Here is a 25,266-nt window from a genome sequence, read left to right as displayed (position 1 = left end):
GGCGGGGCCCGTCGTGATCAGGGCGGGTCAGCCGTTGCCGTGTGGGTGTCTCGTGATAGTCTTGATCCAGTTGCAATTGTAGTTCCCGCACACTTCAAGTGGCTCGGATGATTACATATCGCCGGGCGCTTTTGTATTTCCGGCGCTCTTTCCGGACGGGTTCATTGCGGCGACGCAGGGGTTCACACAGTGCGGACCCCCGGGTACTGCCCCGAAGGGGAAATGACATGGCTACTGGAACCGTCAAGTGGTTCAACTCGGAAAAGGGCTTCGGCTTCATCGAGCAGGAGGGCGGCGGCCCCGACGTCTTCGCCCACTACTCGAACATCGCCACCCAGGGCTTTCGTGAGCTCCAGGAGGGCCAGAAGGTGAACTTCGACATCACCCAGGGTCAGAAGGGCCCGCAGGCGGAGAACATCACGCCTGCCTGACGTCGAATCGCACAAGGCAGCTGGGGTCCCACCTCGCGGTGGGGCCCCAGCTTGCTGATTTTTCCAGGAAGTCCCGACCGGGACTTCCCGCTTGTGTCACATCGCTGCGGCCGGCGCTTCTTCCGGTCCCGCGGCCGGCTCGTTCTTGCAATTCGTTCGGCTTGTGTCCGCCGAGAATTCCTCGATACGTGCCCTATCGAGGAAGGTTCTCCATGAACCGTTCAGCTCGCACGAACGAAGGTTTTTCCAAGGGCCGCAAGGACGGCTTCGGCGGTTCCGGCCGGGGCGGCCGGGCCCGCCCGCAGGGCCAGGGACGACCCGTCACCCGGTCGGGTGGCGGCGGACGCAGGCCCGCCGCGGTCCAGGGCGAGTTCACACCGCCGACCACCGTCACCCCGGGCCTCCCCGCTGTCGCGACCTTCGGTGAACTGGGCCTTCCCACCGAGTTGCTGGACACGCTCACCCGCCTCGGCGTGACCGAGCCGTTCCCGATCCAGGCCGCCACGCTGCCGAACTCCCTCGCGGGCCGTGACGTCCTCGGCCGCGGCCGCACCGGCTCCGGCAAGACGCTCGCCTTCGGTCTGGCACTCCTCGTGCGCCTGGCCGGGCGGCGTGCCGAGCCCCGGAAGCCGCTCGCGATGATCCTCGTTCCCACCCGTGAGCTGGCCCAGCAGGTCACCGACGCGCTGACTCCGTATGCCCGGCCGCTCAAGCTGCGGCTGGCCACCGTCGTCGGCGGTATGTCGATCGGCCGGCAGGCCGGGGCGCTGCGGGGCGGTGCCGAGGTCGTCGTCGCGACCCCGGGCCGGCTCATGGATCTCGTCGAGCGCAAGGACTGCCGTCTGGACCGGGTGGAGATCACCGTCCTGGACGAGGCTGACCAGATGGCCGACATGGGCTTCATGCCCCAGGTCACCGAGCTGCTCGACCAGGTACGGCCCGACGGCCAGCGGATGTTGTTCTCGGCCACCCTGGACCGCAACATCGACCTCCTCGTCCGGCGCTACCTCCACGACCCGGTGGTCCACTCGGTCGACCCGTCGGCGGGCACGGTCACCACGATGGAGCACCACGTGCTGTACGTGCACGGGGCCGACAAGCACGCCGCAGCCACGGAGATCGCCGCCCGCGACGGGCGGGTGCTGATGTTCCTGGACACCAAGCACGCCGTGGACCAGTTCACCCGGCACCTGCTGGGCAGCGGGGTGCGGGCCGCGGCGCTGCACGGCGGCAAGTCGCAGCCCCAGCGCACTCGCACGCTGGCCCAGTTCAAGGACGGCCAGGTCACGGTGCTCGTGGCGACCAATGTCGCGGCCCGGGGCATCCACATCGACGACCTCGACCTCGTCGTCAACGTGGACCCGCCCGCCGACCACAAGGACTATCTCCACCGCGGAGGCCGTACGGCCCGTGCCGGGGAGTCCGGCAGTGTCGTCACGCTGGTGCTGCCCAATCAGCGCCGTGACATGACCCGTCTGATGTCCGACGCCCGCATCAGGCCGCAGATCACCCAGGTCCGCTCCGGAGAGGCCGAGCTGAGCCGCATCACCGGTGCTCAGGCGCCCTCCGGGATCCCCGTCAACGGAAGCGCGCCGGTCACGGAGCGCCCCCAGCGCGGCGGTACCCCCTTCCGTGGCATGGGCACCCGTCCGGGCCGTGCCGGTGGCGAGTCCCGCCGGTCCGCCGAGGCCCGGCAGACGGCCGAGGCCCGCAAGGCCGCCCGGGTCCGCCGCGGCGCCTAGACCTGGCACGAGCCGCTTCCCGAGTGGCGGCGGGCGCGGAGATCCACCATTTTGGCCCCAGATGCGATCATGTTGGCCACATCGGGGAAGTCGAGTCCCATGAGCGAATCAGAGTTTCCGCCCGAAGACCGGCCCGTCGATCTCTATCTCGACCTGTTGCGCGTGCGTATGGCGCCGTCGGACTACGCGGTGCTCCTCCGCATGGTCGAACCAGTGCTGGAGGCGATGCAGGAGCAACGCGCTGGGCCGATCGAGTTGAGTCTCGAAGGCCAGGACGGCGCCAGCGTCTCGCAGGAGGTGCGCGACGAGGCGTCCCTCGTCGTGGCCGTCGCCGTCACGGGACGGCTGGACAACCAGATCGTCGAGATCGACACCGACGAGGTCGGACCCGTCAGGGTCGTCACGGACTCCGGCACCGCGGCCGATCCGGCCAGGTGTCAGGAGATCGCCGACTTCATCGGTGAACGACACCGCCAGGACGAGGAGCTGCGCGGCATCGCGGAGGTGAGCGGCCTGCCGACCGATGTCTGACCCCCGCCGCGGCCCCGGGACCCCTCCGGGGCCGGCGCACGACGGTGGGGCGCGGCGCGGCGGCAACGGGGCGTACCGGTGCCAGACGCGTCACACAGCACGCGTTCTCGCCGTGCCCCGGACAGGGGCCTGCGATGCTTTCGCTCGTGTCGATCACTTCGTCCGAGCCGGAACCGATCACGCCCGACGCCCCGGTCGCACTGAGCCGTCCCCTGCTCACCCAGCAGTGGCTGGACCTCACCTTCGTGCACTGGGCAGTGGATCCGGCCGCCGTGGCGGGACTGCTGCCGGACGGCACCGTTCCCGACACCGTGGACGGTGTCACGTTCGTCGGGCTGGTCGCGTTCCGGATGCACAAGGTGGGCTGGCTGCGCCTGCCGGGCGTGCCGTACTTCGGCTCCTTCCCGGAGACCAATGTGCGCCTGTACTCGGTGGACGCGCACGGTCGGCGGGGGGTGGTCTTCCGCTCCATGGACGCGTCCCGGCTCCTGCCGGTGGTCATGGGGCGACTCGCCTTCCGGCTGCCGTACGTGTGGTCCCGTATGTCCGTGCGGACCGGCGAGGACACCGTCGGCTACACCAGCGCGAGGCGCCTGCCGGGACCGCGAGGCGCGTACAGCCGGCTCGTCGTGAGGCCCGGGGAGCGCATAACCGAGCCGACCGGCCTTGAGCACTTCCTGACCGCCCGGTGGGGCATGCACAACCCGTTCTTCAGCGACGCGGGCTTTCTGCCGAACGACCATCCACGCTGGCCGCTGCACCGGGCGACGCTGGTCGCGTGCGAGGAGAACCTCGTCGAGTCGGCCGGGCTGCCGACGCCGGTCGGGGAACCGGTGAGCGTGCTGTACTCCCCGGGGGTTCCCGTGCGTCTCGGGCGCCCGATTCCTCCGCCGCGCGGATGAGTCCCGTACGGCCGTCCCCCGCGGGGGGAGTGCCGTCGCTCAGCGGTGGCGCCCCGACATCGGGCGGCGTGCCGTCAGCAGCAGCGCTATGTCGTCGGGGCGGTCGGCGACGTGCCGGGCCTTCGCGGTGAGGCGGTCGGCGACCGCGGCCAGCGAGCGGCCGCCGGGGCGGGCGGCGGGCGAACCGGCCCGGGCCAGGGCCACGCGCAGCGCGGTGATGCCCTCGTCGATGTCGACGCCCGGCCGCTCGACCAGCCCGTCCGTGTAGAGCGCGAGGATGGCGCCGGGCTCCAGCTGCAACTCCGTCACCGGGTACTGAGCGTGTCCGTCGACGCCGAGCACGACGCCGCCGGGGATGTCCAGGACGTGGGTGCGGCCGTCCGGGAAGCGCAGGATCGGTGGGGGATGCCCGGCGCGGGCGACCCGGGCCAGACCGGTGAGGGGGTCCAGCCGGATGTAGCAGCAACTGGCGAACAGCCCGGGATCGAGGTCGATCAGAAGACGGTTGGTGCCGCTGAGGACCTCGTCGGGCGGATGGTCGCCGAGCGCGAAGGCCCTTACCGCGCTGCGCAGTTGCCCCATGGTCGCGGCGGCCTGGACGCCGTGTCCCTGTACGTCGCCGATGACCAGGGCGAGACCGTCCCCGGACTCGACGACGTCGTACCAGTCCCCTCCCACGTCCATTCCCTGGGTGCCCGCCAGATAGCGCCCGACGGTCTCCACCCGCGGATGGCCCGACAGCCGCCGGGGGAGGAGAGCCTGCTGGAGACCGCGGGCGAGCGCGGCCTCGGTGTCGTAGCGGTGTGCCTTCTCCATGGCGTGGGCGATCAGCCCGGCGAGGGCGGTGAGCACCGTGCGTTCCTCGGTGCTGAAGTCGCGGGGACGGTCGAAGCCGAGAATGCAGGAGCCGACGGGGCGCCCGGAGGCGATGAGGGGCAGGAACGCGCGGGCTCCCTCCGTCGCGTCGAGCGGGATGCCGGGATAGGCGGCCGTGAGCTGGTGCATCGACTCGAAGAAGAGCGGCCGGCCGGTGGTGAGGGTCTCCACGCCGGGCAGCCGGGTGTCGAGACCGACCCCGTCGAACGGCGCGAGGAATCCCTTGGGGAAGCCCGATTCCCAGGCCAGATACAGATGCCGGTCCTGGAGCAGATAGATGGCGAGCCGACGGCCGCCGAAGGCCGGCAGCAGTTCCTGCATCACGACCGCGGACACCTGTTGGGCGGTGACCGCCTCGGTCAGCGCGATCGCGAGGATGATCGGGCGGTACAGCGGAGCCATGGAGGTGACCGCGTCCGGGGATCCGTCGGCCAGCGGCGCGTCGGCCGGTGCCTCTGCCCCGGATTGCGGCGCCGGGTCGGGAGGCCGGTCCGCCATGCGGTCGGCCGGAACGAGCTTGCAGGTCAGGATGCCGGGACCCGGATAGACGGAGAGCGAGAACCAGTCACCTCCGTGGGGATCCGCGAGAGGCTCCTCCTCGTCCTTGAGCGGCCGTACGACGTGGCAGTGCACCGGATGCGGTGACAGGAGGGCTTCCCGCAGATGGTCCTCGTAGGCGGGCCGGTCCAGCCACGGCACCGCCTCCCACAGGGTGCGGCCCAGCAGTTCGGACCGCGGGCGGCCCAGGATCTCCGCCGCCCGCGGATTCGCGTAGAGGATCAGGCCCAGCCGGTCGAGGCAGAACACGCCCTCCGGGAGCAGGTCGGCTGCCTTGTCGGCCGCCGAGCCGACGTGTGGATCGAGGACGATGCCGCGGACCGGGTGCCCTCCGGGTGGTGCGGACGCGTCGTGCGGGGTCCAGAGCTCCATCAGCCGAAGAGTGCCGTCCAGGGCGTGCACGTGCAGGGGCAGCGGCGGCGGTCTGCCCGCGGCCGTCTCCCGCAGGGCGGCCAGGATCTGATGGGAGTCGGCGGCGGCCACGGTGTCCGCGAGCGCCTGCGGGGTGTCGGCGGACTGTCCCGGCGCCACTCCGAGCAGGGCACGCAGACGGTTGTCGGCGGTCACGACATTCGTCGCCGGATCCCAGGCGAAACGCCCGATGGGCACGGCGGGAGGACCAGCGGCCGGTGGCCGCACGCACAGCGGTTCGTCGTCCCAGGCGACCGGAGACCCGTCGATGTCCTCCAGGCTCCGCAGGGCCGCGCCCAGATCCTCGGCCAGCTGAGCCATGCGGTCACGGTCGGGCAGCACGGTGGTGGCGTCCGACGTCGAGGGGCGCAGGAGGGTCAGTACGCCGTAGACCGTGGAGCCCCCGACCACGGGGACGTACACGGATCCGAACTGGAACGGCAGGCCCGCCGCGAACTGGGGGTAGCGGCGCATCGTCTCCGTGGCGTCCGGGAGCACCACCTGGACGCCCAGCCGGTAGGCGTCCGCGACGGGGAACCGACGGTCGACGTGCAGGCGCCACCAGGGGCGGAACAGGGGTCCCGGCAGCCCCGAGAGCACGGCCAGCCGCAGCAGCCCGGGCGTACTGGACCGCAGGTACACGCCTCCCGCGAAGCCGTCGGCCGCACCGATCGCCTCCGCCGTGATCCCGGTCAGCAGTGCGGCCAGGCGTCCGGGCGTCCGGGTGTCGTGCTCGGCTCTCCCAGTCATCGGCCCTACCTCGTCCGTGCGCCGCCGAGTGGCTGACACAGCAAGAATGCGCCACGAGGGCCTCCGCCTGCACCCGGGCGGGGAACTCCGTGTGAATCCGCAGAGGGTACCGGTGCCCGTGTGGGCCCGGGTGTCCGGAACCGTGACAGTCAGGTGGCCGGAGACTACCGTCCGGCAGGTCCTGGGGACAGTACTCGGCCACCCGTGATCGTGGCAGACGCGATCGGCCCGGTCGGTGTCAGGCCGCCGGTCGCACCAGTCCGGACTCGTAGGCGAAGACAACCGCCTGGACGCGGGCGTGGGCGCCGATCTTGGCGAGGATGTTGCTGACGTGGGTCTTCACGGTCGTCGGGGCGATGGACAGGCGCTCGGCGATCTCGGCGTTGGACCAGCCGGAGGCGACGGCGGTGAGGACGTCGCGTTCGCGCCCGGTGAGGGTGCCGAGGCCGGCTTCCCCGTCGAGAGGGCGGACGGGGCGCTGCTGACGGACGGTGTCGATGAGCGTGCGGGTCAGACCGGGAGTGATGACGGCGTCTCCGGCGGCCACGATGCGGATGGCGGCGGTCAGCTCGTCGGGGGTGGCGTGCTGGAGAAGGAATCCGGCCGCTCCGGCGCGCAGGGCGGCGTAGGCGCCTCTCTCCCGGCCGGCAGGTGTCAGGACGAGTACGCGCGGGCGGGGCCCACCGGCGCCGGTGAGCTCGGAGACCAGCGGCAGGAGGGAGGGATGGGCGATACGGCGGATGGTCGCGATGCCGTCCGTGTCGGAGACGTTGCTGTCCAGGACGACGACGTCGGGGCGGAGTTCGGCGCTGAGGCGAACCGCCTCGGCACCGGTCGCCGCCTCGCCGACGACGGTCAGGTCGGGCTCGGCGGCCAGAAGCATCCGCAGACCGAGTCGCTGCAGGGACTGGTCGTTCACGATGAGTACGGAGGTCATGGCAGGCGTTCTCCATGGGGAGGGGCGATGGGCGGCGTCCTCGCCGGGGACATGCGCGGAGCCCTGAACGAAACTGTTTCGTTCACCTCGATGACCAGAGTAACTCCGCCCCTATCGAAACGTCACCGTTTTCGTTGTGGTCTGGCTCACTTCTCGTGCTCACGCCGTGGTCGGCCTGTCCGAGCGGCACTTCATCAGTGGCTGGACACGCGTACCGAAGGCCTCGATGCCTTCGAGGAAGTCGTCGAAGACCAGCATGATCCCCTTGGTGCCGTATACCCCGGCGACCTCGTCGAGCATCCTCGCGACGGTCTCGTACGAGCCGACGAGCGTGCCCATGTTGAAGTTCACCGCCCCCTCGGGCAAAGAGATAGTCCGGGCGGTCGAGGAGCCGTCGGCGGCCGTGTCCGTGGCCGATTCACCCGCCATGTACGCCAGTGCGGCGAGGTCGGCGTTGTCGTGGTAGTCCTGCCACTTCGCCCGGGCCGCCTCGTCGGTCTCGTCCGCGATGACCATGAAGAGGGACAGAGCCCCGACGTCACGGGCGGTCGTGCGCGCCATGTCCACGAGCGCGGCGGTGGTGTCCGAGATCGCGAGGGGAGTGTTCACGCCGCTGCCCAGGATGAAGTTGTACTCGGCGTGCTCGGCGGCGAACCTCATGCCCGTGCTGCTCTGGCCCGCGGCGACGATGTCGGTGTGCCCGTCCGCCGGCCGCGGTGACAGCACGCAGTCGTCCATCTCGTAGAACTCGCCCTTGAAGTTGCTGACTCCCTCGCTCCACAGCTCCTTCATCACGGTGACGTACTCGACGGCGCGGGCGTAGCGGTTGCCGAAGTGCTCGTCGCCGGGCCACAGACCCATCTGCGCGTACTCACCGGGCGCCCAGCCCGTGACGATGTTGACGCCGAAGCGGCCGGGGGCGATCGAGTCGACCGTCACCGCCATGCGCGCGACGATTGCCGGGGGCAGTGCGAGGATCGGTGTGGAGGCGTACAGCTTGATCCGGTCGGTGACGGCGGCCAGGCCGGCCATCAGGGTGAACGACTCCAGGTTGTGGTCCCAGAAGCCGGTCTCGCCGCCGAACCCCTTGAGCTTGATCATCGACAGGGCGAAGTCGAACCCGTGCTCCTCGGCCTTCTGCACCACGGCCTTGTTCAGCTCGAAGCTCGGCAGGTACTGCGGCGAGCTCTTCGAGATGAGCCAGCCGTTGTTGCCGATGGGTATGAAGACGCCGATGTCCATGCCGCTCCTCGTGTATCGCCGTGACCGGAGGACTGCCCGGGACGAAGGGGCGTTACACGGGGTGCGGGAGTGTCGAACCGGCCATCGTCACGACGGGCAACTCGGCCTGGAGCGACAGGTGTTGGAGACCAGGTAAGGGAGGGTGGCGGCGAAGGTGTGATTCCTGCGAAGGCCCGCATCCGGTGAGGCCAGAACGGTAAAATTTATCGTATGAATGCACGGCTGGCTCTGCTCAGCACGGTGGAACCAGGTGTCGCGGAGAGCGAGATCTTCCGGTTGGCACTCCAGCACGCGGTGGGCGAGCTCGGTGCCCTGGGAGGGATGATCCACCTTCGCGGCCCCATGTCCGCCCTGCGGCTGGTGTCCGCCACCGGTCTCCCGCCGACCCTGACCCGGGCCTGGGAGATCATCGACCAGGAGGGCCCGCTGGCCCCCGCCCGCGCCCTGCACCAGGGCAGTGGCGTCTGGGCACCGCGGGAGCTCACGGCACATTCCGTGGCCGGGGAGGCGGCGTGGCCGGGCAGCGGACTGGCGGCCGCCCCGCTGTTCAGCGGGGATCGCAGCATCGGGGCCCTGTCCGTCGTCACGGGCGAGGCGGGCGAGCCCACCGCGGAGCAGTGGGACTTCCTGCGGGCCGTGATCGCCTGGACCGAGGAGCGCATGGCTCAGGCGCCCCCACCGTCAGGGCCCGCACAGACCGAGCTCGGCGGCGAGCGCCTGCGGCAGGCACTCAAGGAGGTCAGCGTCGGCTCCTGGGACTGGGACATCCGGACCGGCGACCTGATCTGGGACGAGGCGGCCCTGGAGCTCTACGGCACCAGACCGGCCGACTTCACCGGCAAGATCGAGAACTGGATGAGGACCGTCCACCCCGACGACCTCGCCCCGACACTGGGCGCCGCGCAGCGGGCGATCCGCGACCACACGGTCTACGAGGCGGAGTACCGCGTACGCGGCCTGGACGGCACGTACGGCTGGACCCAGGCCCGCGGCAGGGCGACGTACGACGAACACGGCGAACCCCTCCGGATGATCGGCGTGGGCTGGGAGAGCAACGAGTCCCGGTCCGCCCGCGACGCCCTCAGCCGCGCGCTGCGCCACATGAGCGACGGATTCCTGGCGTTCGACGACGAGTGGCGGATCACCTTCGCCAACCTTGAGGCGGAACGCACGCTGGGCCTCTCCGAGGAGGAGCTGTTCGGGCGTGTCCTGTGGGACCTGCCCTCCGCACAGCAGGTGCCCGGTATGGAGAGCCGCTTTCGCAAGGCCGCGGCCGAGGACAAGCCCGCCGGCTTCGACATGCGTATGCCGGAGAGCGACCGCCGCTACCACCTGCGGCTGGTGCCCGGCCCCGACGGCCGCACCCTCTACTTCAGCGACGTCACCGAGCGGCGGCGGCACGACGAGGAGCGCCAGGCCGCCGAGCGGGTCGCGTCCGAACGCGCCGCCCAGATGGCGGAGCTGACGGCCGCCCTCGCGAAGGCGACGACGTCACGGGACGTGGTGGACGCGCTCGCCCCACGGGTGCTGCCGCCGTTCGCCGCCGCCGGACTCCTGGTGCAGACGGTCGAGGGCGAGTTGCTGCACACCGTGGGAGCGGTCGGCTACCCCGACGACTTCCTCGCCGCCGTCGACCGCCGCCCGCGGCTGTCCGGCGACCCGGGCTGGGACGCGATCACGTCCGACACACCGCTCTTCCTGTCCTCCGCGCAGGAACTCGCCGCGCGCTCACCCGGACAGGCCGATCTGCCCGGGCGTGCGGGCAAACAGGCATGGGCGTTCCTGCCGTTGACGGCGTCCGGCGTCACCTTCGGCGTCTGCGTCGTGGCCTTCGACCGCCCGCGCCGCCTCACCGACGACGAACGCACCCTGCTGACCACGATCAGCGCCCTGGTCGCCCAGGCCCTGGAACGGGCGAGGCTCTACGACGCCGAACACACCCGTTCCCGCGAACTCCAGCGCAGCCTGCTCCCTCGGGACCTGCCCACCCCGTCGGCATGCACGGCGGCGGCCCGCTACCTCCCCGCAGGACAGGGCATGGACGTGGGGGGCGACTGGTACGACATCATCCCGCTCTCGGGCGGCCAGGTGGCCCTCGTGGTCGGTGACGTGATGGGCCACGGCCTGCCGGAGGCCGCGACGATGGGCCGCCTGCGCACGGCGGTCCACACCCTCGCCGACCTGGAACTGCCGCCCGACGAGATCATGAGCCATCTCAACGACATCGTCGGCGGCATGGGCGAGGAGTCGTACGTCACCTGCCTGTACGCGCTGTACGACTCCACCACGCAGATCTGCTCCATCACCCGGGCAGGCCATCCGCCGCCGGCCCTGGTCCATCCCGACGGCAGGGTCCACTTTCCGGAACTGGCCCCGGACCCTCCGCTGGGCGCGGCCGAACCACCCTTCGAGACAGTCGAGTTGGCGGTCCCGGAGGGCAGCCTGCTGGTGCTCTACACCGACGGCCTGGTGGAGTCGTCCACGCGCGAGATCGACGAGGGCATGGCGGACCTGGCCGGACTGCTGCGCGCCGCGCACATCACGGACGTGGACCCGGACGGGGAGCGCGATCGCCTCGAACGCCTCTGTGACACCCTGACGGCCGGTCTTCTCCCCGCCGAGCACCAGGCGGCCGACGATGCGGCGCTCCTCGTCGCCCGGCTGCACGCCCTGCCCGTCGAGAGGATGGCCTCCTGGTCGCTCCCCGAGGACCCCAGGGCGGCGGGCCAGGCCCGCCGTCACGTCCGTGAGCAGCTCTCCGCCTGGGGCCTCGACAGCCTGACACCCACCACGGAACTCCTCGCCAGCGAACTGGTCGGCAACGTCGTACGTCATGCCAAGGGCCCTGTCAGCCTGCGCCTTCTGCACGACGCCGAGCTGGTCTGCGAGGTCTTCGACGGCAGCCTGACGATGCCCCGCATCCGCCGGGCGACGGACACCGACGAGGGAGGGCGCGGCCTGCAGCTGATCACGGCACTCTCCCGACGCTGGGGCACGCGCTACACCGCGACAGGAAAGTGCATCTGGACCGAACAGGCACTCCTCGGCCCGGACAGCCGCAAGGACGAGCCGTCCGACGCCCTGGAGCCGATGCTCCCGAACATCGGTGAGTTCGACGGGGACCTGGACGCGCTCCCCTTCGGGGACCAGGAGTTGTAGGGACCGGCAACTGTCGGGCCGGGGCCGGGCTTCAGCCCCTAGGCCGCGTCCCGCCACACCTTCACGTCGAGGGTGGCGTACGTCGTCCCGGACGAACCCTGGTAGGTCACGAGCCCCACGTGTCCCGTACCGCTGATGACGCACATCTGTTGGCCAACGGTGAGGTCCTTGATCCAGATGTAGCTCTTGTAGCCGGTCGCGGCCTTGCACGCCTCCACGCTGCCCTGCCGCCCGGACGGGAGCAGCGCGAGGGAGCTGCCGGAGGTGGTGCCGGGTGCGAGGACCGCGCCCGAGGAGTAGACGGCGTACGTCAGATCCTCGTCCGAGCTGCCGGTGTCGGCCTTGGGGCGCACCGGGGTGTCCGCCAGATACAGATCGTGGCTCGCGGTCATCCGGATTCCGGCGTACGTGACCGGGGCGGGGGCCTTGGGTGCCGTCGGCTCGCTGGACGCGGCCGGGGGAGCCGGGTTCGGAGCCTGTGTGGGTGTCGCGGGCCCCGAAGGACCGGACGGCAGCGCGGACTTGGCGGGCTTGGGTTTCTTCGACGCCTTGCCCGACGGGGAGCCGGACGCCGACGGGGACTTGTCGGCCTTGGGAGCCGACTGCGACGCGGCCACCTCCGAGGCCCCGGTGTCGTCCTTGTCGTCGTCCCCCGGGACGAACAGCAGCGCGGCGGCCGCCCCACCGGCGACGAGCACGACCGCGGCCGCCGACAGCATCCAGAGCCGGGCCCCGCGGCCCGCGCCGTTCGTGGTGACCGTGGAGGTCTGCGCGGCGGCCGACTCCTGCGGCTGGGGCCATGGAGGCGGTGTGTACGCAGCCGGTGCGGCCGGATTCCCCATCACGAACGGTCCGGGCAGCGCGGCGTGGGACTGACCGGCGTGAGACTGAGCGGCGTGAGGCTGTGCGGAATGGGACGGTACGGAATGGGACTGCGCCGCGTGGGACGGCGAGGTGGGGGAGTAGGCCGCCGCGGGGCCGAAACCGCCTGAGCCGGCGGGGCCGAAACCGCCGCCGGAGCCCGCGGGCCCGAATCCGCCGGAACCCGCGGCTCCGAATCCGCCGGAAGCGTGAGCGCTCGGAGTCGCCTCCGCCTGGGCCTGGGCCTCCGCCTTGGCTTGGGCCTCATGGGCTCCCTCGGCCCGAGCCGCTATCCCCGCCGCCAGTTCGCCCGGCAGCCATGCCCCCGATGTGTACCGGGCCTCGTCACCGCGGTGCGTCTGGATGGTCTGAACGGAGCGGATGACCTCCTCGACGGAAGGCCGCTCGGCGGCAGGCTTACGCAGGCACCGCGCCACCAACTCCCTTATTTCGTCGGGCACTTGGCCGAGGTCCGGTTGCTCGTGCACCACCCGGTAGAGCACCGCGTGCGCGTCCCCGTCCCCGAAGGCGCCGCGGCCCGTCGAGGCGAACACGGCGGTCTGCCCCAGCGCGAACACATCGGCCGAGGGGGCGGCCTCGCCGCCGAGTGCCTGCTCCGGTGCCATGTAGGCGACCGTGCCGAGGGCCATGCCGCTCTGCGTCACCGAGGTGGCGTCCGCGGCCCGTGCGACACCGAAGTCGATGACGCGCGGGCCGTCGTCGGCGAGCAGCACGTTCGACGGCTTGAGGTCCCGGTGCACGATGCCCTCGCGATGCACCGCCTGCAGTGCCTCCGCGACACCGGCTATCAGCCGCAGCACGGTGTCGACGGGCAGTGGTCCGTGGTCGCGTATCGCGTCGGCGAGGGACGGACCCGGCACATAGGCGGTCGCACACCACGGGATCGAGCCTTCGGTGTCGCTGTCCACGACCGGGGCCGTATAGAGCCCGTGCACTCGGCTCGCGGCCGCCACCTCGGCCTGGAACCGCTTGCGGAACTCGGCGTTCTCGGCCAGCTCCGGCCGGATCACCTTGACCGCGACGGCTCGTCCGCCCGGTGTGTGCGAGAGATAGACCCGCCCCATGCCGCCGGACCCGAGCCGCGCCACCAGCCGGTAGCCGCCCACGATCCGCGGATCGCCGTCCTCCAGCGGCTGGAAACCTCCCGCGCCGGGCCCACCGTTGCTCAACACGCCCACTCCGCCCCAAGATCTGTTCGGTGGCCCCATTGCATCACGGGTCCGGTCCCGGGGTTTTCAGGGCCGCGGTATCGGGAGGGCGTACACCTTGTTGAAGTGCTGGGCGATCAGCGGGCCGTCGCTGTCGCAGGCGAGTTGCCAGTCGTTGATGCCGGCGTCCTGGCCGTCGGTGAAGTTCCAGAGCAGCTCGCCCTTCTGGGCGTCGATCGCGTAGAACCCGTCCCTGTTGCGGGCGGCCGTGACGAACACCGCTCCGCCGCCCGCGACGAGGGCGTTGCCCAGATCGAGCCGAGGGGTCCGGCGGAACCAGCGCCGGGTGCCGTCGGCGGCGTCGAACGCCTGGACGCCGTGCGGGCTCCTGGTGGTGCAGTACACCGTGCCGGCCGTGGCGGCCACGGAGGCGAATCCGCCCTTCTCCTCCTTCACCCGCCAGCGCACGGCGCCGGACTCCACGTCCACGGCGATGAGTTCGCTGTCGACGGCGAAGACGGTTCCGCCGAGCACCACCGGGGCCGAGCGGGCGTCCGAGTCGGAGTTCATGGGCCGGCGCCACAGCACGTCCCCGGTGCTCGCGGTGCCACGGGCCGTCAGGCGGTGCAGCCCGTCCATGTAGATGAAGCGGCGGGATGCCATGACGGGCTTCAGATCGAGGCCGATGTCCTCCTCGCTGATGGGGATGACATCGGCCCGGCGCTCCCGCAGATCCGTGTTGAGGACGACGTTCGTGGAGGTGGCCGACCCCTGCGACCCTTCCGGGCGGCTGAACCGCAGCCCTGAGATGGTGACCCGCTGGTCGTTGAATCCGCCGAGCAGCGTGTCGAACCGGAAGTCCTCCCCGAAGTCCAGGGAGAACCGTTCGATGCCGGTGACCGGGTCGACGCCCAGCACGGTAGCGCCGGTGCCGAGGGCGACGACATCGCCCGAGACGAGGAGCGGCGGGGTGGGGGACTGGCTGATGCCCCGGTAGATCCACCGGGGACTGGTGCCGTCGGCGAGCCCGAGGCAGAACAACGCGCCCGACTGCGACTTCAGCAGGGCCGTGTCCTTGTAGAAGACCGCCGGGGCCTCGACGAGCGGGTCGCCCCGGTAGACCCACAGCGGCTTCGGCGCCGGACCGGTCGGCTTCGGGGCCGACTCGGTCCGCTCCTTCGGCTCACCGAGCAGTGCGGCGACGCCGGAACCGAGAGTGACGACGCCGAGCGCGGCGGCCGCGAGGACCGTACGGCGGGAGGGACGCGGCCGGGCCGACCGCCGCGCGCGGTGGGTGACCGGGTCGGGCGACCTCCCGGGCTGCTGGCCGGGCGACGGGGCTTCGGGGAAGACGACGCGATGGGGGCTCGGGCGCTCGGTGACGAGTTGCTGAACGGTCGCGCGCGGGTCGCTGCGGACACCGGTGGCGGCCGTGCGGCCGGTGGTGGCGCGGGCGGGCTCCCGCTCGACGACGTCCGCAATCGGTCCGGGCCCGAGGTCCAGGTCCATGAGGTCGGCGGCCTGCCGGCTGATCGATGCGGCCACGGGTTCCGGCAGCCAGCCCTCCCAGTCCAGCGCGTCCGTACCACCGGGCGCGCACGCCGCCGACACCCGGTCCGGAGTGGGCCGGGCCGTCGGGGACTTGTCGAGGCAGAGCTCGATGATCGTGTCCAGCGGATCCGGAACGCCCGTCAGATCCGGCGTACCGTGCACCACTTGGTACAACAGGGTGGCCGCCGACGAGCCGTCGAAGGGCGCGTTCCCGGTGGCGGCGAAGGCGAGGACCGAGCCGAGACAGAACACGTCTCCCTCGGGGCCCATCGGGTCACCCGTGGCGTGCTCGGGGCACATGTACCGCGGTGAGCCGAGCAGCACTCCGGACAGGGTGAGTTCGTAGCCGTCGGTGGCCCGGACGATGCCGAAGTCGATGACCCGCGGGCCCTCGGCGGAGAGCAGCACATTGGACGGTTTGAGATCGCGGTGCACCAGCCCCGCGGAGTGCACGGCGATCAGCGCCTCGGCGAGTCCGGCCCCGAGGGCCAGAACCGACTTCGGTGGCAGCGGTCCGTGCTCCTCAACCGCGTCGGCCAGCGTCGGACCGAGGATGTGCGCGGTGGCGAGCCAGGGGACGGGGCCGTCCGGATCGGCGTCCACGACGGTCGCCGTGTATCTGCCGCTCACCGCACGTGCCGCGTCCACCTCGCGCCGGAAACGGATCCGGAAGTCCCTGTTCGCGGCCAGCTCCGGCCGGATGACCTTGACGGCCACGGTCCGCTGCTGATCGTCCCGGGCGAGGAAGACCTCCCCCATCCCTCCGGCGCCGAGCCGCGCGACAGGACGGTACGGCCCCAAGTGCTCCGGATCCGTGGGACGAAGTGGCTCCATTGCCCTCAGCTCGCCTGTTCATCGTCGAATGGACTTGGGGCGAGAGTAGGTGCTGGAGGGACAGTTGGTGTACGCAACCGAGCAACCTATGGCCATTACTTGACGTTTCAGATAGAAACCGCCCGGACGGTCTTCCAGAACGGCGGGACGGATGCGTACGAGAGCGTCAAGCCCGTCCGCGGGCCTGCTGGGAGCGTCGCGCCAGAGAGTCGATGAGCACCGCGGCGAAGAGCACCCCGCCCGTGATGATGAACTGGACGGCCGTGGGGGTGTCCGTGATCGCCATGCCCGAGGCGATCGACTGGATGATCAGCATGCCGAGCACCGCGGACCAGGTGGTGCCGCGTCCGCCGAACAGGCTGGTGCCGCCGATGACGGCCGCCGCGATGGCGTTGACCAGCAGGACGCCCGAGCCCGAACCCTGGCTCACCGACGTGATGCGCGAGGCCAGGAACAGGCCGCCGACCGCGGCCATGGTGCCCGAGACCGCGAGCACCGCCGTCTGCACCCGCATCACGCTCAGGCTGGCGCGCCGCGCCGCCTCCATGCTGCCGCCCAGCGCGTAGACCTGCCGGCCGTAGTGCGTACGCCGGAGAACGAGGTCGAGGCCGGCCACCACCACGAGGAAGATCAGGAGCGCGAGCGGCAGCCCCTGGAACCGGTTGAGCAGATACGCGGCGGTGAACGCGACCACCGCGAGCACTCCCGTGCGCACCGCGATCCCCCGGAGCGAGCGGTGTGGCATACCGACGGCCTTGCGCCGCCACATGTCCTGGTAGGACACCAGGAAGACCAGGCCCGCGGCGACCGCCGCCAGACCGTAGGCCGCGGCGTCGTTGGTGAAGTAGTAGCTGGTCAGCTTGGCGACCAGCCCGTTCTCGTCGAGGTTGACCGTGCCGCTGGTCCCGAGGACGTAGAGCATGAGGCCGTTCCAGGTGAGCAGCCCGGCGAGCGTGACGACGAACGCCGGCACCCGGGTCCTGGCCACGGAGATGCCCTGGACGGTTCCCGCCAGGGTTCCCGCGAGCACCGCGATGATGACGGCGAGCCATTCCGGCACTCCGTGATTGACGTTCAGCACGGCGAAGGCCGCCGCCGCGAGACCGCTGATCGAGCCGACCGACAGATCGAGTTCACCGAGCAGCAGTACGAAGACGATGCCGACCGCGATCAGACCCGTACCCACGATGTCCACGCTGAGGTTCGACAGGTTCCGCGGGGACAGGAAGTTCGAGTTGAGCGACTGGAAGATGATCCAGACCGCGGCGAGTACGAGGACGACGGGGAGCGGGCCCACCTCGCCGGCGCGCAGCTTGCGCCGGAGGTAGGCGATCCCCTTCTCCGCGGCACGGGCGACGGTCCGCCCGCGCCGCGACCGACCGGCCCCGGCGCCGGGCGCGGTGGGCTCGGTCCGTGTGGTGTCCGCCGTGTCGCGCATCTCTTTCACCACCCCGCCTCCTGGGAGGCCGTCCGGCGGGGCACGTTCTCCGTGGCGCCGGTGATGGAGGAGATGATCTGTTCCTGGGACGCGGTGTTCACGTCGAAGAAGCCGTTGTTGCGGCCGAGCCGCAGGACGGCCGCCCGGTCCGCGAGGGCCTTGATGTCACCCATGTTGTGGCTGATGAGCAGGACGCCCAGACCTCGGTCACGCAGCTGGTCGACGAGGTCCAGGACCTCGCTGGTCTGCTCGAATCCCAGTGCCGCGGTCGGTTCGTCCAGGAGGAGGACCCGCGGGTCGCCGAGCAGCGAACGGGCGATGGCGACCGTCTGCCGCTGACCGCTGGACAGCGAGACGACGGGGGCACGCAGATCGGGGATGCCCCGGGTCAGACGGTCCAGCAGGCTTCTGGTGCGGCGCTCCATCTCCACCTCGTCGAGGAAGCCGAGCCTGCGGATCTCCTGCCCGAGGAACAGATTGCCGACGACGTCGAGGTTCCCGCACAGCGCGAGGTCCTGGTAGACGGCCGCGATGCCGAGGTCCCGGGCGTCGTGGGGACGCCTGATGTGGACCGCCCGGCCCTCCCACTCGATGGAGCCCTTGTCCGCGGGGGAGACCCCGGAGATCACCTTGACCAGGGTGGACTTGCCCGCCCCGTTGTCGCCCAGCAGAGCGACGACCTGCCCGGCGTGGATCTCCAGCTCGATGTCGTCGAGGACCTCGATGACGCCGAAGCGTTTGCAGACGCCGCGCAGTGCCAGCAAGGGGGGACCCGTCACGGAAACCATCTCCTTCCCGGGGGCGGTCCGGACCTGGTCGGAACCTGCCTGTCAGGTGAGACCGGCCCTGCCGCAGGCGGCCCCGAGCTGGGGGGTGCAGATCTGCTCGACCGTGTACACGCCGTCCTTCACCAGGGTGTCCTTGATCGTGTCGACCGTCACGGACACCGGGGTGAGCAGGACGGCCGGAACAGTGTGCCCGCCGCGGGGTGTCACCTCGCCCTTGGCGACCCGGTCGAGGCTCTCGTGGCGGGCCGCGGCCACGGCCATGGCGGCGCCGGCGGAGGCCTCGGGCGCGAAGGGCTTGTAGACGGTCATGTACTGATCGCCGCCGACGATGCGCCGTACGGCTCCGAGCTCGGCGTCCTGCCCGGTGACCGGGGGCAGCGGGGCGACCTTGTTCGCCTTGAGGGCGGAGATGCAGCCGGCGGCGAGGCCGTCGTTGGCGGCGTACACCCCGTCGATGTTCTCGACACCGAGGGCCGCGATCGCGGCGGACATGTTCATGTGCGCGGTCTCCGTCCTCCACTGGAGGGTGTCGTACGCCTCGCCGATCCTCACCCGTCCCTGGAGCACGGACAGCGCGCCCTTCTTGAACGACACCGCGTTGGGGTCGCTGGGATCGCCGTTCATCATGACGATCTGGTCGTCGGGCGCCCTGTCACCCATCGCTGTGAGCAGTGCCCTGCCCTGGAGTCTGCCGACCTCCTCGCCGTCGAAGGAGACATAGCCCGCGATGGGACCCTCGGCGAGACGGTCGTAGGCGATGACCGGGACGCCCGCCTCGTCCGCCTTCCTGACCGCGGGGCGCAGCGATCTGGCGTCCACGGCCACGAGGACGATGGCGTCGACCCCCTTGGTGAGCATCGAGTCCATCTGCTCCTGCTGGATGGCCACGTCGCCCTTGGCATTGGCGTTCTCGACCGCGCAGTCGTCGCACAGTTCCGTGATCCTCTTCTGGAGGAACGGCCGGTCCTGTGTCTCCCAGCGGGCTGTGGTGGAGTCCGGGAGCAGCACGCCGATGCTCAGCGCGTTGCCGGTGTCGGAGTCGTCCCCGGCGTCCTGCCCGCAGGCCTCCAGGGCAACAACCGTCGAGATCACGGTCATGGCGATGGCCGCGCCCCGGATGCAGGCCTTCATGTGAAAGACCTCCCTTGTCCTTCACCTCGTGTGACGAGGGGCGCTCACGGTTGCCCGCGCCCGGCTTGAGACGGTCAGGGGATCCGGGTGCGTCGCGGCGTCAAGGGCTGGCGTGTGATCGGCGTGGCAAGTCGAACACGTCTCAACTGTGGCACCGGCCGTGGTGATCTGCGAACGCAGCGGCCCGGCTCCGGCCGTCGACCGCAGAGGTACGGCTCCGGCCTTCGACGACGGGCGCAGGGCGCCGCGCGAGAGCGGCTGTACCGAGGCGCCGAGACGGCCTCTCATAGCCGTCGCGGGTGCCTTTGGGACGGGTCTGCCACTGACGGCAATCGTCTGGATCTGTCGGGTTAGCCCTGATATGCGATTCTGGTAGATGGGCGCCCGATCTCAAACCGGCGGCACCTGCCGCATGGACCGGAGGTAGGTCGCGGACATGCATCATGACGGCCGCGCCCTGGCCGGAGTCTCGGAGCCGCGGGAGTCCCGGGCCGGCGCCGACGACAACGGTTCACGGCCACCTCTGCCGAAGGCCGCCGCGAGCGACAGATCCCTGACGTTCGCCGGAGTGGCGTTGGCGGCGGTCTATGTGCACGATGCCGGGAACGGCGATCTCCGGCTGGTGGAGACGGCCGGACGCGCCACGTCCCGGTATCTGCCGCCGGAGCGACTGCCCCTGTCCGGCGACTCACCGGCGGCGCACGCCTTCCGCACCGACCGGCCGCTGTGGCTGGACCTCGCGGAACTCGCTCCCCGCTCGGGGGGCCGGGACTCCGAAGGCTGGATTTCCGAGGGAAGGCTTTCCGGGGACCGGATCTCCGAGGACGGGCCGACGCCGCCGACGGCACAGTCGCCGCAGGCGCAGGCGCAGGCGCAGGCGCAGCAAGCACAAACACAGCAGGCGCAAGCGCCGCAGCCGCAGTCCCCGCAGTCACAGGAGCAGCAAGCTCAGGCGCCGCCGGCGGAGGCGCCGCTCGCCGCCCTGCCGCTCGGGACCGAGGGCAGGCGGCTGGGCTGCCTCGTCGTCGTGGGAGCGTCCCCGGTCGGCTTCGAGGCCGAGCAGCGGCGCTTCCTGGAGCGGTACGCCGAGGCGATCGCCGGACTGCTCCGGACCGAGGCCGACCGCCCCGCCCCGTCGGCGCTGCTGAGCCCCGCCCTGCGGAGTCTGGGCGTCGGTTCGTTCGTGCTGATGCCGGACACCGGCCTGATCGAGGCGGACGAGGCGCTTCTTGAACTGGTCGGCATCACACCGGACGACTTCGACGGCAAGGTGGACACCCTGCTCGCGCACGCGCTCCCGGAGGACATGCACGCGCTGATCTCGGTGCTGGAACCGTCCACGGAGGCGTTCGGCCGCCGGGAGCTGGAGTTCCGTGTCCGCCGTCCCACCGGTGGAATGCGCTGGCTGAGCCTGACCTGCCGGGTGGTGGCGAGCACCGACGGCCGTCCGGAGCAGGTGCTGGGCGTGGTGACGGCGACCTCGGTGCTGCGGCAGAGCGCCGACGACGTGTCCAGGATCCAGTGGCTGACCGCCGCGCTCGACGACGCGACAACGGTCCATGACGTCGGCCGGGTCGTGGTCACCGCCCTGCGCGAGCCGCTCGGCGCCGACCGGGTGGCACTCGCCGAGCTGCGGGACGACCGGCTCATGGTCACCGTGCTCGACCCGCCCCAGCCCGACGCCTGGCCCGAGACATGGCGTTCCGAGTGGCGTTCGGAGTGGCCCGACGCACCGGTCAGCGCCCTGCCCACCCTTCAACTGGCGCTGCGGGACGGCCGGATGAACCTGTGGTCCGCCGGCACGGCCCTCGAACCGGCGCTCGCGGGCGTCGGCGCCGGAGGCCTGGCCGTGCTGCCGCTTCCCGCCAAGGGCCGGGTCGCGGGCGTGTGCCTGGTCGGCTGGGACGAGCCCCACGACTTCGTCCCCGAGGAGCGTTCCCTGTTCACCGCCACCGCGGCACTGGTCGGACAGGCCCTCAACCGCGCGCACGCGCACGACGCCGAGCAGGAACTCGCGACGATGCTGCAGCGCAGTCTGCTGCCCCGGCGCCTCCCGCAGCTGCCCGGAGGGACAGCCGTCGCCCGCTATCTGCCCGCCCGGCGAGGGCTGCAGGTGGGCGGTGACTGGTACGACGTCATCGCCCTGTCCGAGGACCGGGTGGCGCTGGTCATCGGAGACGTACAGGGACACAGCGCCGGAGCCGCGACGATCATGGGCCAGATGCGGACCGCGGTCAGGGCCTACGCGGTCGAGGGCCACCCGCCCGACGTGGTGGTCTCACGCGCCAACCGGCTCCTCGTCGGCATGGAGACCGATCTGTTCGCCACCTGCTGCTACGCCGAACTGGACCTGGAGGAGGGCAACACCCTCTTCGTCCGGGCCGGGCACCTCGCACCGCTGATCCGACATCCCGACGGCAGGACCGAGGAGGTGCAGGTCGAGGGCGGGCTCCCGCTCGGCATCCTCGCGGAGGCCGAATTCCCCATGACCGCCGTCGCGTTGAGCCCCGGCTCGGTGCTCGCCCTGGTCACCGACGGGCTGGTCGAGGCGGCCGACCTGCCCCTGGACGAAGGCATGCGGCGCACACGCAGCGCCCTCGCCGCCGCCGATCCCGTGGATCCGGGGCGGATGGCGGACGAACTGCTCGGCGGTGTCGACCGTCGTGAGGACGACGTGGCGCTCCTGCTGCTGCGCTACGACGGCATGAAGTCCCGGCCGATCCGGGCCGGTTGGGCGGTCTGGCGGCTGCCCGACGCCGTCATGCACGCCCGCCGGTTCACCGCGCGCACGCTGCGCAAGTGGAAGGTCGAGGACGTGGCCGACGCGGTGCTGCTGGTCGTGTCCGAACTCGTCACCAACGCCCTGGTGCACACCCAGGGCCCGGTACGCGTCGATCTGATGCTCCGCGGGGACCGGCTCCGGGTCTGTGTGACCGACTCCTCGCCGCGCGCGCCCGCCAAGCCGGTGAGCGTGGACTGGGAGTCGACCGGCGGTCGCGGCCTCCTCCTGGTCGAGGCGATGTCGGACTCCTTCGGTTCGATGCCGGTGGCCGACGGCAAGCAGGTGTGGAGCGAGATCGTGGTCCCGCAGGGCGAGCCGACTCCCGCGGACCCGGAGCCCGGGACGGAACAAGGGGCCGCGCCATGAGAACCCGTACGAAGCATCTCGTCGCGGCGCTCGTCGCCGGGATCATGGCGATGTCCCTGGCCTCCTGCGGAGGGGACGACGCGGCCGGCAAGGACGCCTTCGCCGTCGGTCTGCTGCTCCCGAGCCGGGCGGTGCCCCGCTGGGAGCATTCCGACAAGCCCTTCGTCGAGCAGCGCCTCAAGGAACTGTGCCCCCGCTGCACCATGGAGTACGGCAACGCGGAGAACGACGCGGCGCGGCAGCGGCAACAGATGATTTCCATGATCACAAAAGGGGTCGAGGTCCTGATCCTCGATGCCGCCGACACCAGGGCACTCCGCTCCTCGATCCAGGAGGCGCGCAAGGCGGATGTACCGGTCGTCGCCTACGACCGGCTCGCCGAGGGCCCGATCTCGGGCTATGTCACCGTCGACGGCGCACAGGTCGGCAGGCTCCAGGGCGAGGCGCTCCTGAAGGCCATGCGCGACAGGGGGAAGGGCGAGAACATCGTCATGCTGAACGGCGATCCGACCAGCCCCAACGCGGCGTGGTACAAACGCGGCGTCCTGTCCGTCATCAAAGGCAAGGTGACGATCGGCAGGTCGTACGACACCCTGGGCTGGAGCAAGGAGAACGCCCACACCAACATGTCCGCCGCCATCGCGGCCCTCGGTCCCGACCGGATCGACGGCGTCCTCGCGGCCAACGACTCCATCGCCGCGGGCGCCATCGCCGCCTTCAAGAGCGCCGGTGTCGGGAAGCCTCCTCCCATCACCGGTCAGGACGCCGACATCGAGGCGGTGCGGCGCATCATCACGGGCGAGCAGTACATGACGGTGTACAAGCCCTTCGAGGCGGAGGCCGACGCGGCCGCGACCATGGCGGTCGCCCTGGCGCGCGGCGAGGAACTCGAAGACGTCGCCACCACGACGACCGACAGTCCCACCACCGAGGGGATCCCGTCCGTCCTGCTCACTCCGAGCGCGGTGACGGTCGACAGCATCGAGCAGACACTCGTCAAGAGCGGCGTGTACACCGTCGACCAGATCTGCACCCCGCAACTCCGGCGCGCCTGCGAGAAGGCCGGGCTGACCGAGTAGCAGGGCCGAGTGACCCGGTCGGGTCAGCGAACGGGACGCCGCCTGGCACGCCGGGACCAGACGACGGCGGCAATGATCACGTCGGTCGCCAGGAGCATGATGCCGATGACCAGCAGGTAGCCCAGGCCGTCCGCTGCCACGCCGATGATCCCCAGGACTACGGCGGCGAGGACGACCAGCAGGAAGAGCACCATCGCCCGCACACCTCCCTTCGAGTCCCTTCGGGTCTCTTCGAGCAGACTGCCGTCTCGGCGGACCGCGGTCTCGACGCTCTGCACTCTCAACGGCGCGCGAGTTGCCGTTCGCCGTTGGCCCCCGGCTGGTAGGCGATGCCGTAGTAGTGGAAGATCTCTTCCTCCTGCTCGGCGGGCAGAATGTCGTCCGTGCCGATCGAAGGAGCCTTCTTCACCAGGCTCTTGGCGTACGAGACCTTGAGATAGCCCGGCCCGAGGGTCGTCTCGTCGAGGGGGACGAAGACCAGACGCTGCCGGGTGGGCAGTCCGGTCCGGACGGTGGCCACGGCCGGTTCGTCGGTGGCGGTGTCCACGTAGACGGCTTCGAGCACGCCGATCCTGTGTCCCTTCGGATCGACGACGTCCTGGTTGCGCCATTCTCGGATGTCGGCTGCCTGGATCATGCCGCTTCCCCTCTGAGCGAGGCGCTTGCCGGTTGTACGTGAGCGTGCACCAACCGCGACAATTTTACTACGGTCCGTGCTGGTCGGACATTCACGAGAGCCGCGCGCGGTACCCCGAGCCCCTGAGGGCCAGCGGGTGCGGGTGTCCGGGAGGCACACGGCATGGGAAGACCCCGGCCTGTTGTCCGTGGTGCGGCGGCCGGAGTCCTGGGCCGTGGGGCGCTGCGACGGTCAGGGCACGATCAGGCCCACCGGCTCACCGCTGGTGTCCGCCAGGAGTTGGACGCGGAGCACGATGACTCACTTCCCTTGTGTGCGAGCCCACGACCAGGAACGGAGTCGCCCACGGCCCCGGCGATCACTCGTGCCGCTGGTCGTGGCGCGACCAGCACGCCGCTCCGGGGCCGATGGCGCGGGTCCCCGCGCGGCCGGCAGGGAGCGGCTGAAGCGGAACGCCGCGATGCGCTCGTCGTGCTGGTTGTTGAGCCGGTGGATCAGGAACGCGCCCAGAGCCACCATCGCCAGGATCACCACTACGGTCACGAAGGTCTCCATGGCCGTCACACCTCCTTCGCCGGAGGCCGCGTCGCTGTGCCCAGGCGCGCCGCCTCCGCCATCAGTTCGCTCGCTGTCGAGGTGCGCAGTGGGTCGCTCGCGGCTTCCATCAGCCAGGCGGCCGAGACGGGATCCGTCTGCGGAGGGATCACCAGCAGGTCCCAGCGGCCCACCCGGTAGGAGAGCAGCAACATCTGGTGCGGGTCCTGCTGGGCCATGAACGAACCCACCTTCACGACATGCCCCGCGACGGGCACCCTGCGTGGGACGGTCGGCCAGTGTCCGGGATTCACCGTGACCCTGGTGATCCGCCCCCACAGCGAATCGAGCGCGGCGGTCAGTGAGGGAAGTTCCGTCCCGAGGTCGCGGGTGCGGGGCCACCAGGCGCCGTCCAGCAGAGCCGGCGCGGAACCGCTGGGAGCCAGCGACATGCGCGGAGACGGAGGAGGAGGCGGCGGGTCTTCGAGTGTCGGCTCGTACGAAACGGTCGCATTCATGTCGCGAACCCTGCTCCGGAGCGGTCGGAACCGGCACCG

The 25,266-nt window shown here is 70.8% G+C and carries 18 protein-coding genes and 1 pseudogene; 7 read left to right on the top strand and 12 right to left on the bottom strand.

All coding sequences use genetic code 11. From position 1 onward, the window contains the following. Positions 1 to 227 precede the first annotated feature (227 nt). The 4 genes from JEQ17_RS05120 to JEQ17_RS05105 all read left to right on the top strand — a co-directional run bounded on the left by JEQ17_RS05120 (position 228) and on the right by JEQ17_RS05105 (position 3,606). Positions 228 to 431 (top strand): cold-shock protein, encoded by a 204-nt coding sequence (locus JEQ17_RS05120; RefSeq protein WP_055614959.1) that lies wholly within the window; start codon positions 228 to 230, stop codon positions 429 to 431. Between the two features lie 212 nt (positions 432 to 643). Further along, positions 644 to 2,173, top strand: coding sequence for a DEAD/DEAH box helicase (locus JEQ17_RS05115; RefSeq protein ID WP_200394077.1), 1,530 nt, complete (start codon positions 644 to 646; stop codon positions 2,171 to 2,173). A 99-nt stretch (positions 2,174 to 2,272) separates the two neighbouring features. Then, positions 2,273 to 2,704, top strand: a complete 432-nt coding sequence (locus tag JEQ17_RS05110; RefSeq protein WP_200394076.1) for a hypothetical protein — start codon at positions 2,273 to 2,275, stop codon at positions 2,702 to 2,704. 146 nt (positions 2,705 to 2,850) lie between these two features. Further along, on the top strand, positions 2,851 to 3,606 hold the full coding sequence (locus tag JEQ17_RS05105) for a YqjF family protein (protein WP_234048075.1): 756 nt from the start codon (positions 2,851 to 2,853) through the stop codon (positions 3,604 to 3,606). A 39-nt stretch (positions 3,607 to 3,645) separates the two neighbouring features. Here JEQ17_RS05105 and JEQ17_RS05100 read toward each other — a convergent pair whose 3' ends face one another. The 3 genes from JEQ17_RS05100 to rutA form a co-directional block, all read right to left on the bottom strand. Beyond that, positions 3,646 to 6,201, bottom strand: a complete 2,556-nt coding sequence (locus JEQ17_RS05100; RefSeq protein WP_200394074.1) for a SpoIIE family protein phosphatase — start codon at positions 6,199 to 6,201, stop codon at positions 3,646 to 3,648. A gap of 238 nt (positions 6,202 to 6,439) precedes the next feature. Next, a complete protein-coding gene (locus JEQ17_RS05095; RefSeq protein WP_200394073.1) occupies positions 6,440 to 7,138 on the bottom strand; it encodes a LuxR C-terminal-related transcriptional regulator in 699 nt (232 codons plus the stop codon). 159 nt (positions 7,139 to 7,297) lie between these two features. Then, complete coding sequence (gene rutA / locus JEQ17_RS05090) at positions 7,298 to 8,380, bottom strand: pyrimidine utilization protein A (RefSeq protein WP_200394072.1); 1,083 nt, start codon at positions 8,378 to 8,380, stop codon at positions 7,298 to 7,300. 210 nt (positions 8,381 to 8,590) lie between these two features. On the opposite strand from rutA, the gene JEQ17_RS05085 reads away from it, so the two are divergent. Beyond that, positions 8,591 to 11,539 carry a SpoIIE family protein phosphatase gene (locus JEQ17_RS05085; protein ID WP_200394071.1) on the top strand — a complete coding sequence of 983 codons (2,949 nt, stop codon included), beginning with the start codon at positions 8,591 to 8,593 and terminating at the stop codon, positions 11,537 to 11,539. A gap of 38 nt (positions 11,540 to 11,577) precedes the next feature. Here JEQ17_RS05085 and JEQ17_RS05080 read toward each other — a convergent pair whose 3' ends face one another. From JEQ17_RS05080 to JEQ17_RS05060, 5 genes are all read right to left on the bottom strand, one after another. After that, positions 11,578 to 13,593 carry a serine/threonine-protein kinase gene (locus JEQ17_RS05080; RefSeq protein ID WP_234048074.1) on the bottom strand — a complete coding sequence of 672 codons (2,016 nt, stop codon included), beginning with the start codon at positions 13,591 to 13,593 and terminating at the stop codon, positions 11,578 to 11,580. A 63-nt stretch (positions 13,594 to 13,656) separates the two neighbouring features. Further along, positions 13,657 to 15,879: a protein kinase domain-containing protein gene (locus JEQ17_RS05075; protein ID WP_234048073.1), complete on the bottom strand. Its 2,223-nt coding sequence runs from the start codon at positions 15,877 to 15,879 to the stop codon at positions 13,657 to 13,659. Positions 15,880 to 16,120: 241 nt separating this feature from the next. After that, positions 16,121 to 17,392 (bottom strand): sugar ABC transporter permease, encoded by a 1,272-nt coding sequence (locus JEQ17_RS05070; RefSeq protein WP_200401303.1) that lies wholly within the window; start codon positions 17,390 to 17,392, stop codon positions 16,121 to 16,123. A gap of 5 nt (positions 17,393 to 17,397) precedes the next feature. Then, positions 17,398 to 18,180, bottom strand: a complete 783-nt coding sequence (locus JEQ17_RS05065; protein ID WP_200394068.1) for an ATP-binding cassette domain-containing protein — start codon at positions 18,178 to 18,180, stop codon at positions 17,398 to 17,400. A 42-nt stretch (positions 18,181 to 18,222) separates the two neighbouring features. Further along, positions 18,223 to 19,311: a sugar ABC transporter substrate-binding protein gene (locus JEQ17_RS05060; protein WP_200394067.1), complete on the bottom strand. Its 1,089-nt coding sequence runs from the start codon at positions 19,309 to 19,311 to the stop codon at positions 18,223 to 18,225. A 436-nt stretch (positions 19,312 to 19,747) separates the two neighbouring features. Here JEQ17_RS05060 and JEQ17_RS05055 point away from each other — a divergent pair, with 436 nt between their 5' ends. Together JEQ17_RS05055 and JEQ17_RS05050 are read left to right on the top strand one after the other, a co-directional pair. Then, on the top strand, positions 19,748 to 22,459 hold the full coding sequence (locus tag JEQ17_RS05055; RefSeq protein WP_234048072.1) for a SpoIIE family protein phosphatase: 2,712 nt from the start codon (positions 19,748 to 19,750) through the stop codon (positions 22,457 to 22,459). Next, entirely contained in the window at positions 22,456 to 23,538 is a 1,083-nt protein-coding gene (locus JEQ17_RS05050; protein WP_200394066.1) for a sugar ABC transporter substrate-binding protein, read from the top strand. Before JEQ17_RS05055 ends, JEQ17_RS05050 begins: the two co-directional genes overlap by 4 nt. 23 nt (positions 23,539 to 23,561) lie before the next feature. Here the strand turns inward: JEQ17_RS05050 and JEQ17_RS05045 are convergent, their stop codons facing one another. The 4 genes and pseudogenes from JEQ17_RS05045 to JEQ17_RS05030 all read right to left on the bottom strand — a co-directional run. After that, positions 23,562 to 23,816 (bottom strand): hypothetical protein, encoded by a 255-nt coding sequence (locus JEQ17_RS05045; RefSeq protein ID WP_407700138.1) that lies wholly within the window; start codon positions 23,814 to 23,816, stop codon positions 23,562 to 23,564. A 2-nt stretch (positions 23,817 to 23,818) separates the two neighbouring features. Further along, positions 23,819 to 24,175, bottom strand: coding sequence for a PRC-barrel domain-containing protein (locus JEQ17_RS05040; protein WP_200394065.1), 357 nt, complete (start codon positions 24,173 to 24,175; stop codon positions 23,819 to 23,821). Between the two features lie 300 nt (positions 24,176 to 24,475). Beyond that, the gene (locus tag JEQ17_RS05035) at positions 24,476 to 24,730 is read right to left on the bottom strand and encodes a hypothetical protein (protein ID WP_200394064.1); all 255 of its coding nucleotides are present in this window, start codon (positions 24,728 to 24,730) and stop codon (positions 24,476 to 24,478) included. Positions 24,731 to 24,771: 41 nt separating this feature from the next. Continuing rightward, a pseudogene (locus tag JEQ17_RS05030) lies at positions 24,772 to 25,227 on the bottom strand (DUF5994 family protein); the annotation flags it as partial. Positions 25,228 to 25,266: the final 39 nt, after the last annotated feature.

Origin of the sequence: Streptomyces liliifuscus, assembly GCF_016598615.1 — a bacterium.
GTDB classification, from domain to species: domain Bacteria; phylum Actinomycetota; class Actinomycetes; order Streptomycetales; family Streptomycetaceae; genus Streptomyces; species Streptomyces liliifuscus.
Note: the sequence above shows the minus strand (reverse complement) of the source record. Positions and strands in the feature narration are given on the sequence as shown.

What these genes read in the sequence shown, in the direction of transcription:
- JEQ17_RS05120 (WP_055614959.1), top strand. Translation starts at nt 228, where the DNA reads ATGGCTACTGGAACCGTCAAGTGGTTCAACTCGGAAAAGGGCTTCGGC.
- JEQ17_RS05115 (WP_200394077.1), top strand. Translation starts at nt 644, where the DNA reads ATGAACCGTTCAGCTCGCACGAACGAAGGTTTTTCCAAGGGCCGCAAG.
- JEQ17_RS05110 (WP_200394076.1), top strand. Translation starts at nt 2,273, where the DNA reads ATGAGCGAATCAGAGTTTCCGCCCGAAGACCGGCCCGTCGATCTCTAT.
- JEQ17_RS05100 (WP_200394074.1), bottom strand. Translation starts at nt 6,201, where the DNA reads ATGACTGGGAGAGCCGAGCACGACACCCGGACGCCCGGACGCCTGGCC.
- JEQ17_RS05095 (WP_200394073.1), bottom strand. Translation starts at nt 7,138, where the DNA reads ATGACCTCCGTACTCATCGTGAACGACCAGTCCCTGCAGCGACTCGGT.
- rutA (WP_200394072.1), bottom strand. Translation starts at nt 8,380, where the DNA reads ATGGACATCGGCGTCTTCATACCCATCGGCAACAACGGCTGGCTCATC.
- JEQ17_RS05085 (WP_200394071.1), top strand. Translation starts at nt 8,591, where the DNA reads ATGAATGCACGGCTGGCTCTGCTCAGCACGGTGGAACCAGGTGTCGCG.
- JEQ17_RS05075 (WP_234048073.1), bottom strand. Translation starts at nt 15,879, where the DNA reads ATGGGGGAGGTCTTCCTCGCCCGGGACGATCAGCAGCGGACCGTGGCC.
- JEQ17_RS05070 (WP_200401303.1), bottom strand. Translation starts at nt 17,392, where the DNA reads ATGCGCGACACGGCGGACACCACACGGACCGAGCCCACCGCGCCCGGC.
- JEQ17_RS05065 (WP_200394068.1), bottom strand. Translation starts at nt 18,180, where the DNA reads ATGGTTTCCGTGACGGGTCCCCCCTTGCTGGCACTGCGCGGCGTCTGC.
- JEQ17_RS05060 (WP_200394067.1), bottom strand. Translation starts at nt 19,311, where the DNA reads ATGAAGGCCTGCATCCGGGGCGCGGCCATCGCCATGACCGTGATCTCG.
- JEQ17_RS05055 (WP_234048072.1), top strand. Translation starts at nt 19,748, where the DNA reads ATGCATCATGACGGCCGCGCCCTGGCCGGAGTCTCGGAGCCGCGGGAG.
- JEQ17_RS05050 (WP_200394066.1), top strand. Translation starts at nt 22,456, where the DNA reads ATGAGAACCCGTACGAAGCATCTCGTCGCGGCGCTCGTCGCCGGGATC.
- JEQ17_RS05040 (WP_200394065.1), bottom strand. Translation starts at nt 24,175, where the DNA reads ATGATCCAGGCAGCCGACATCCGAGAATGGCGCAACCAGGACGTCGTC.
- JEQ17_RS05035 (WP_200394064.1), bottom strand. Translation starts at nt 24,730, where the DNA reads ATGGAGACCTTCGTGACCGTAGTGGTGATCCTGGCGATGGTGGCTCTG.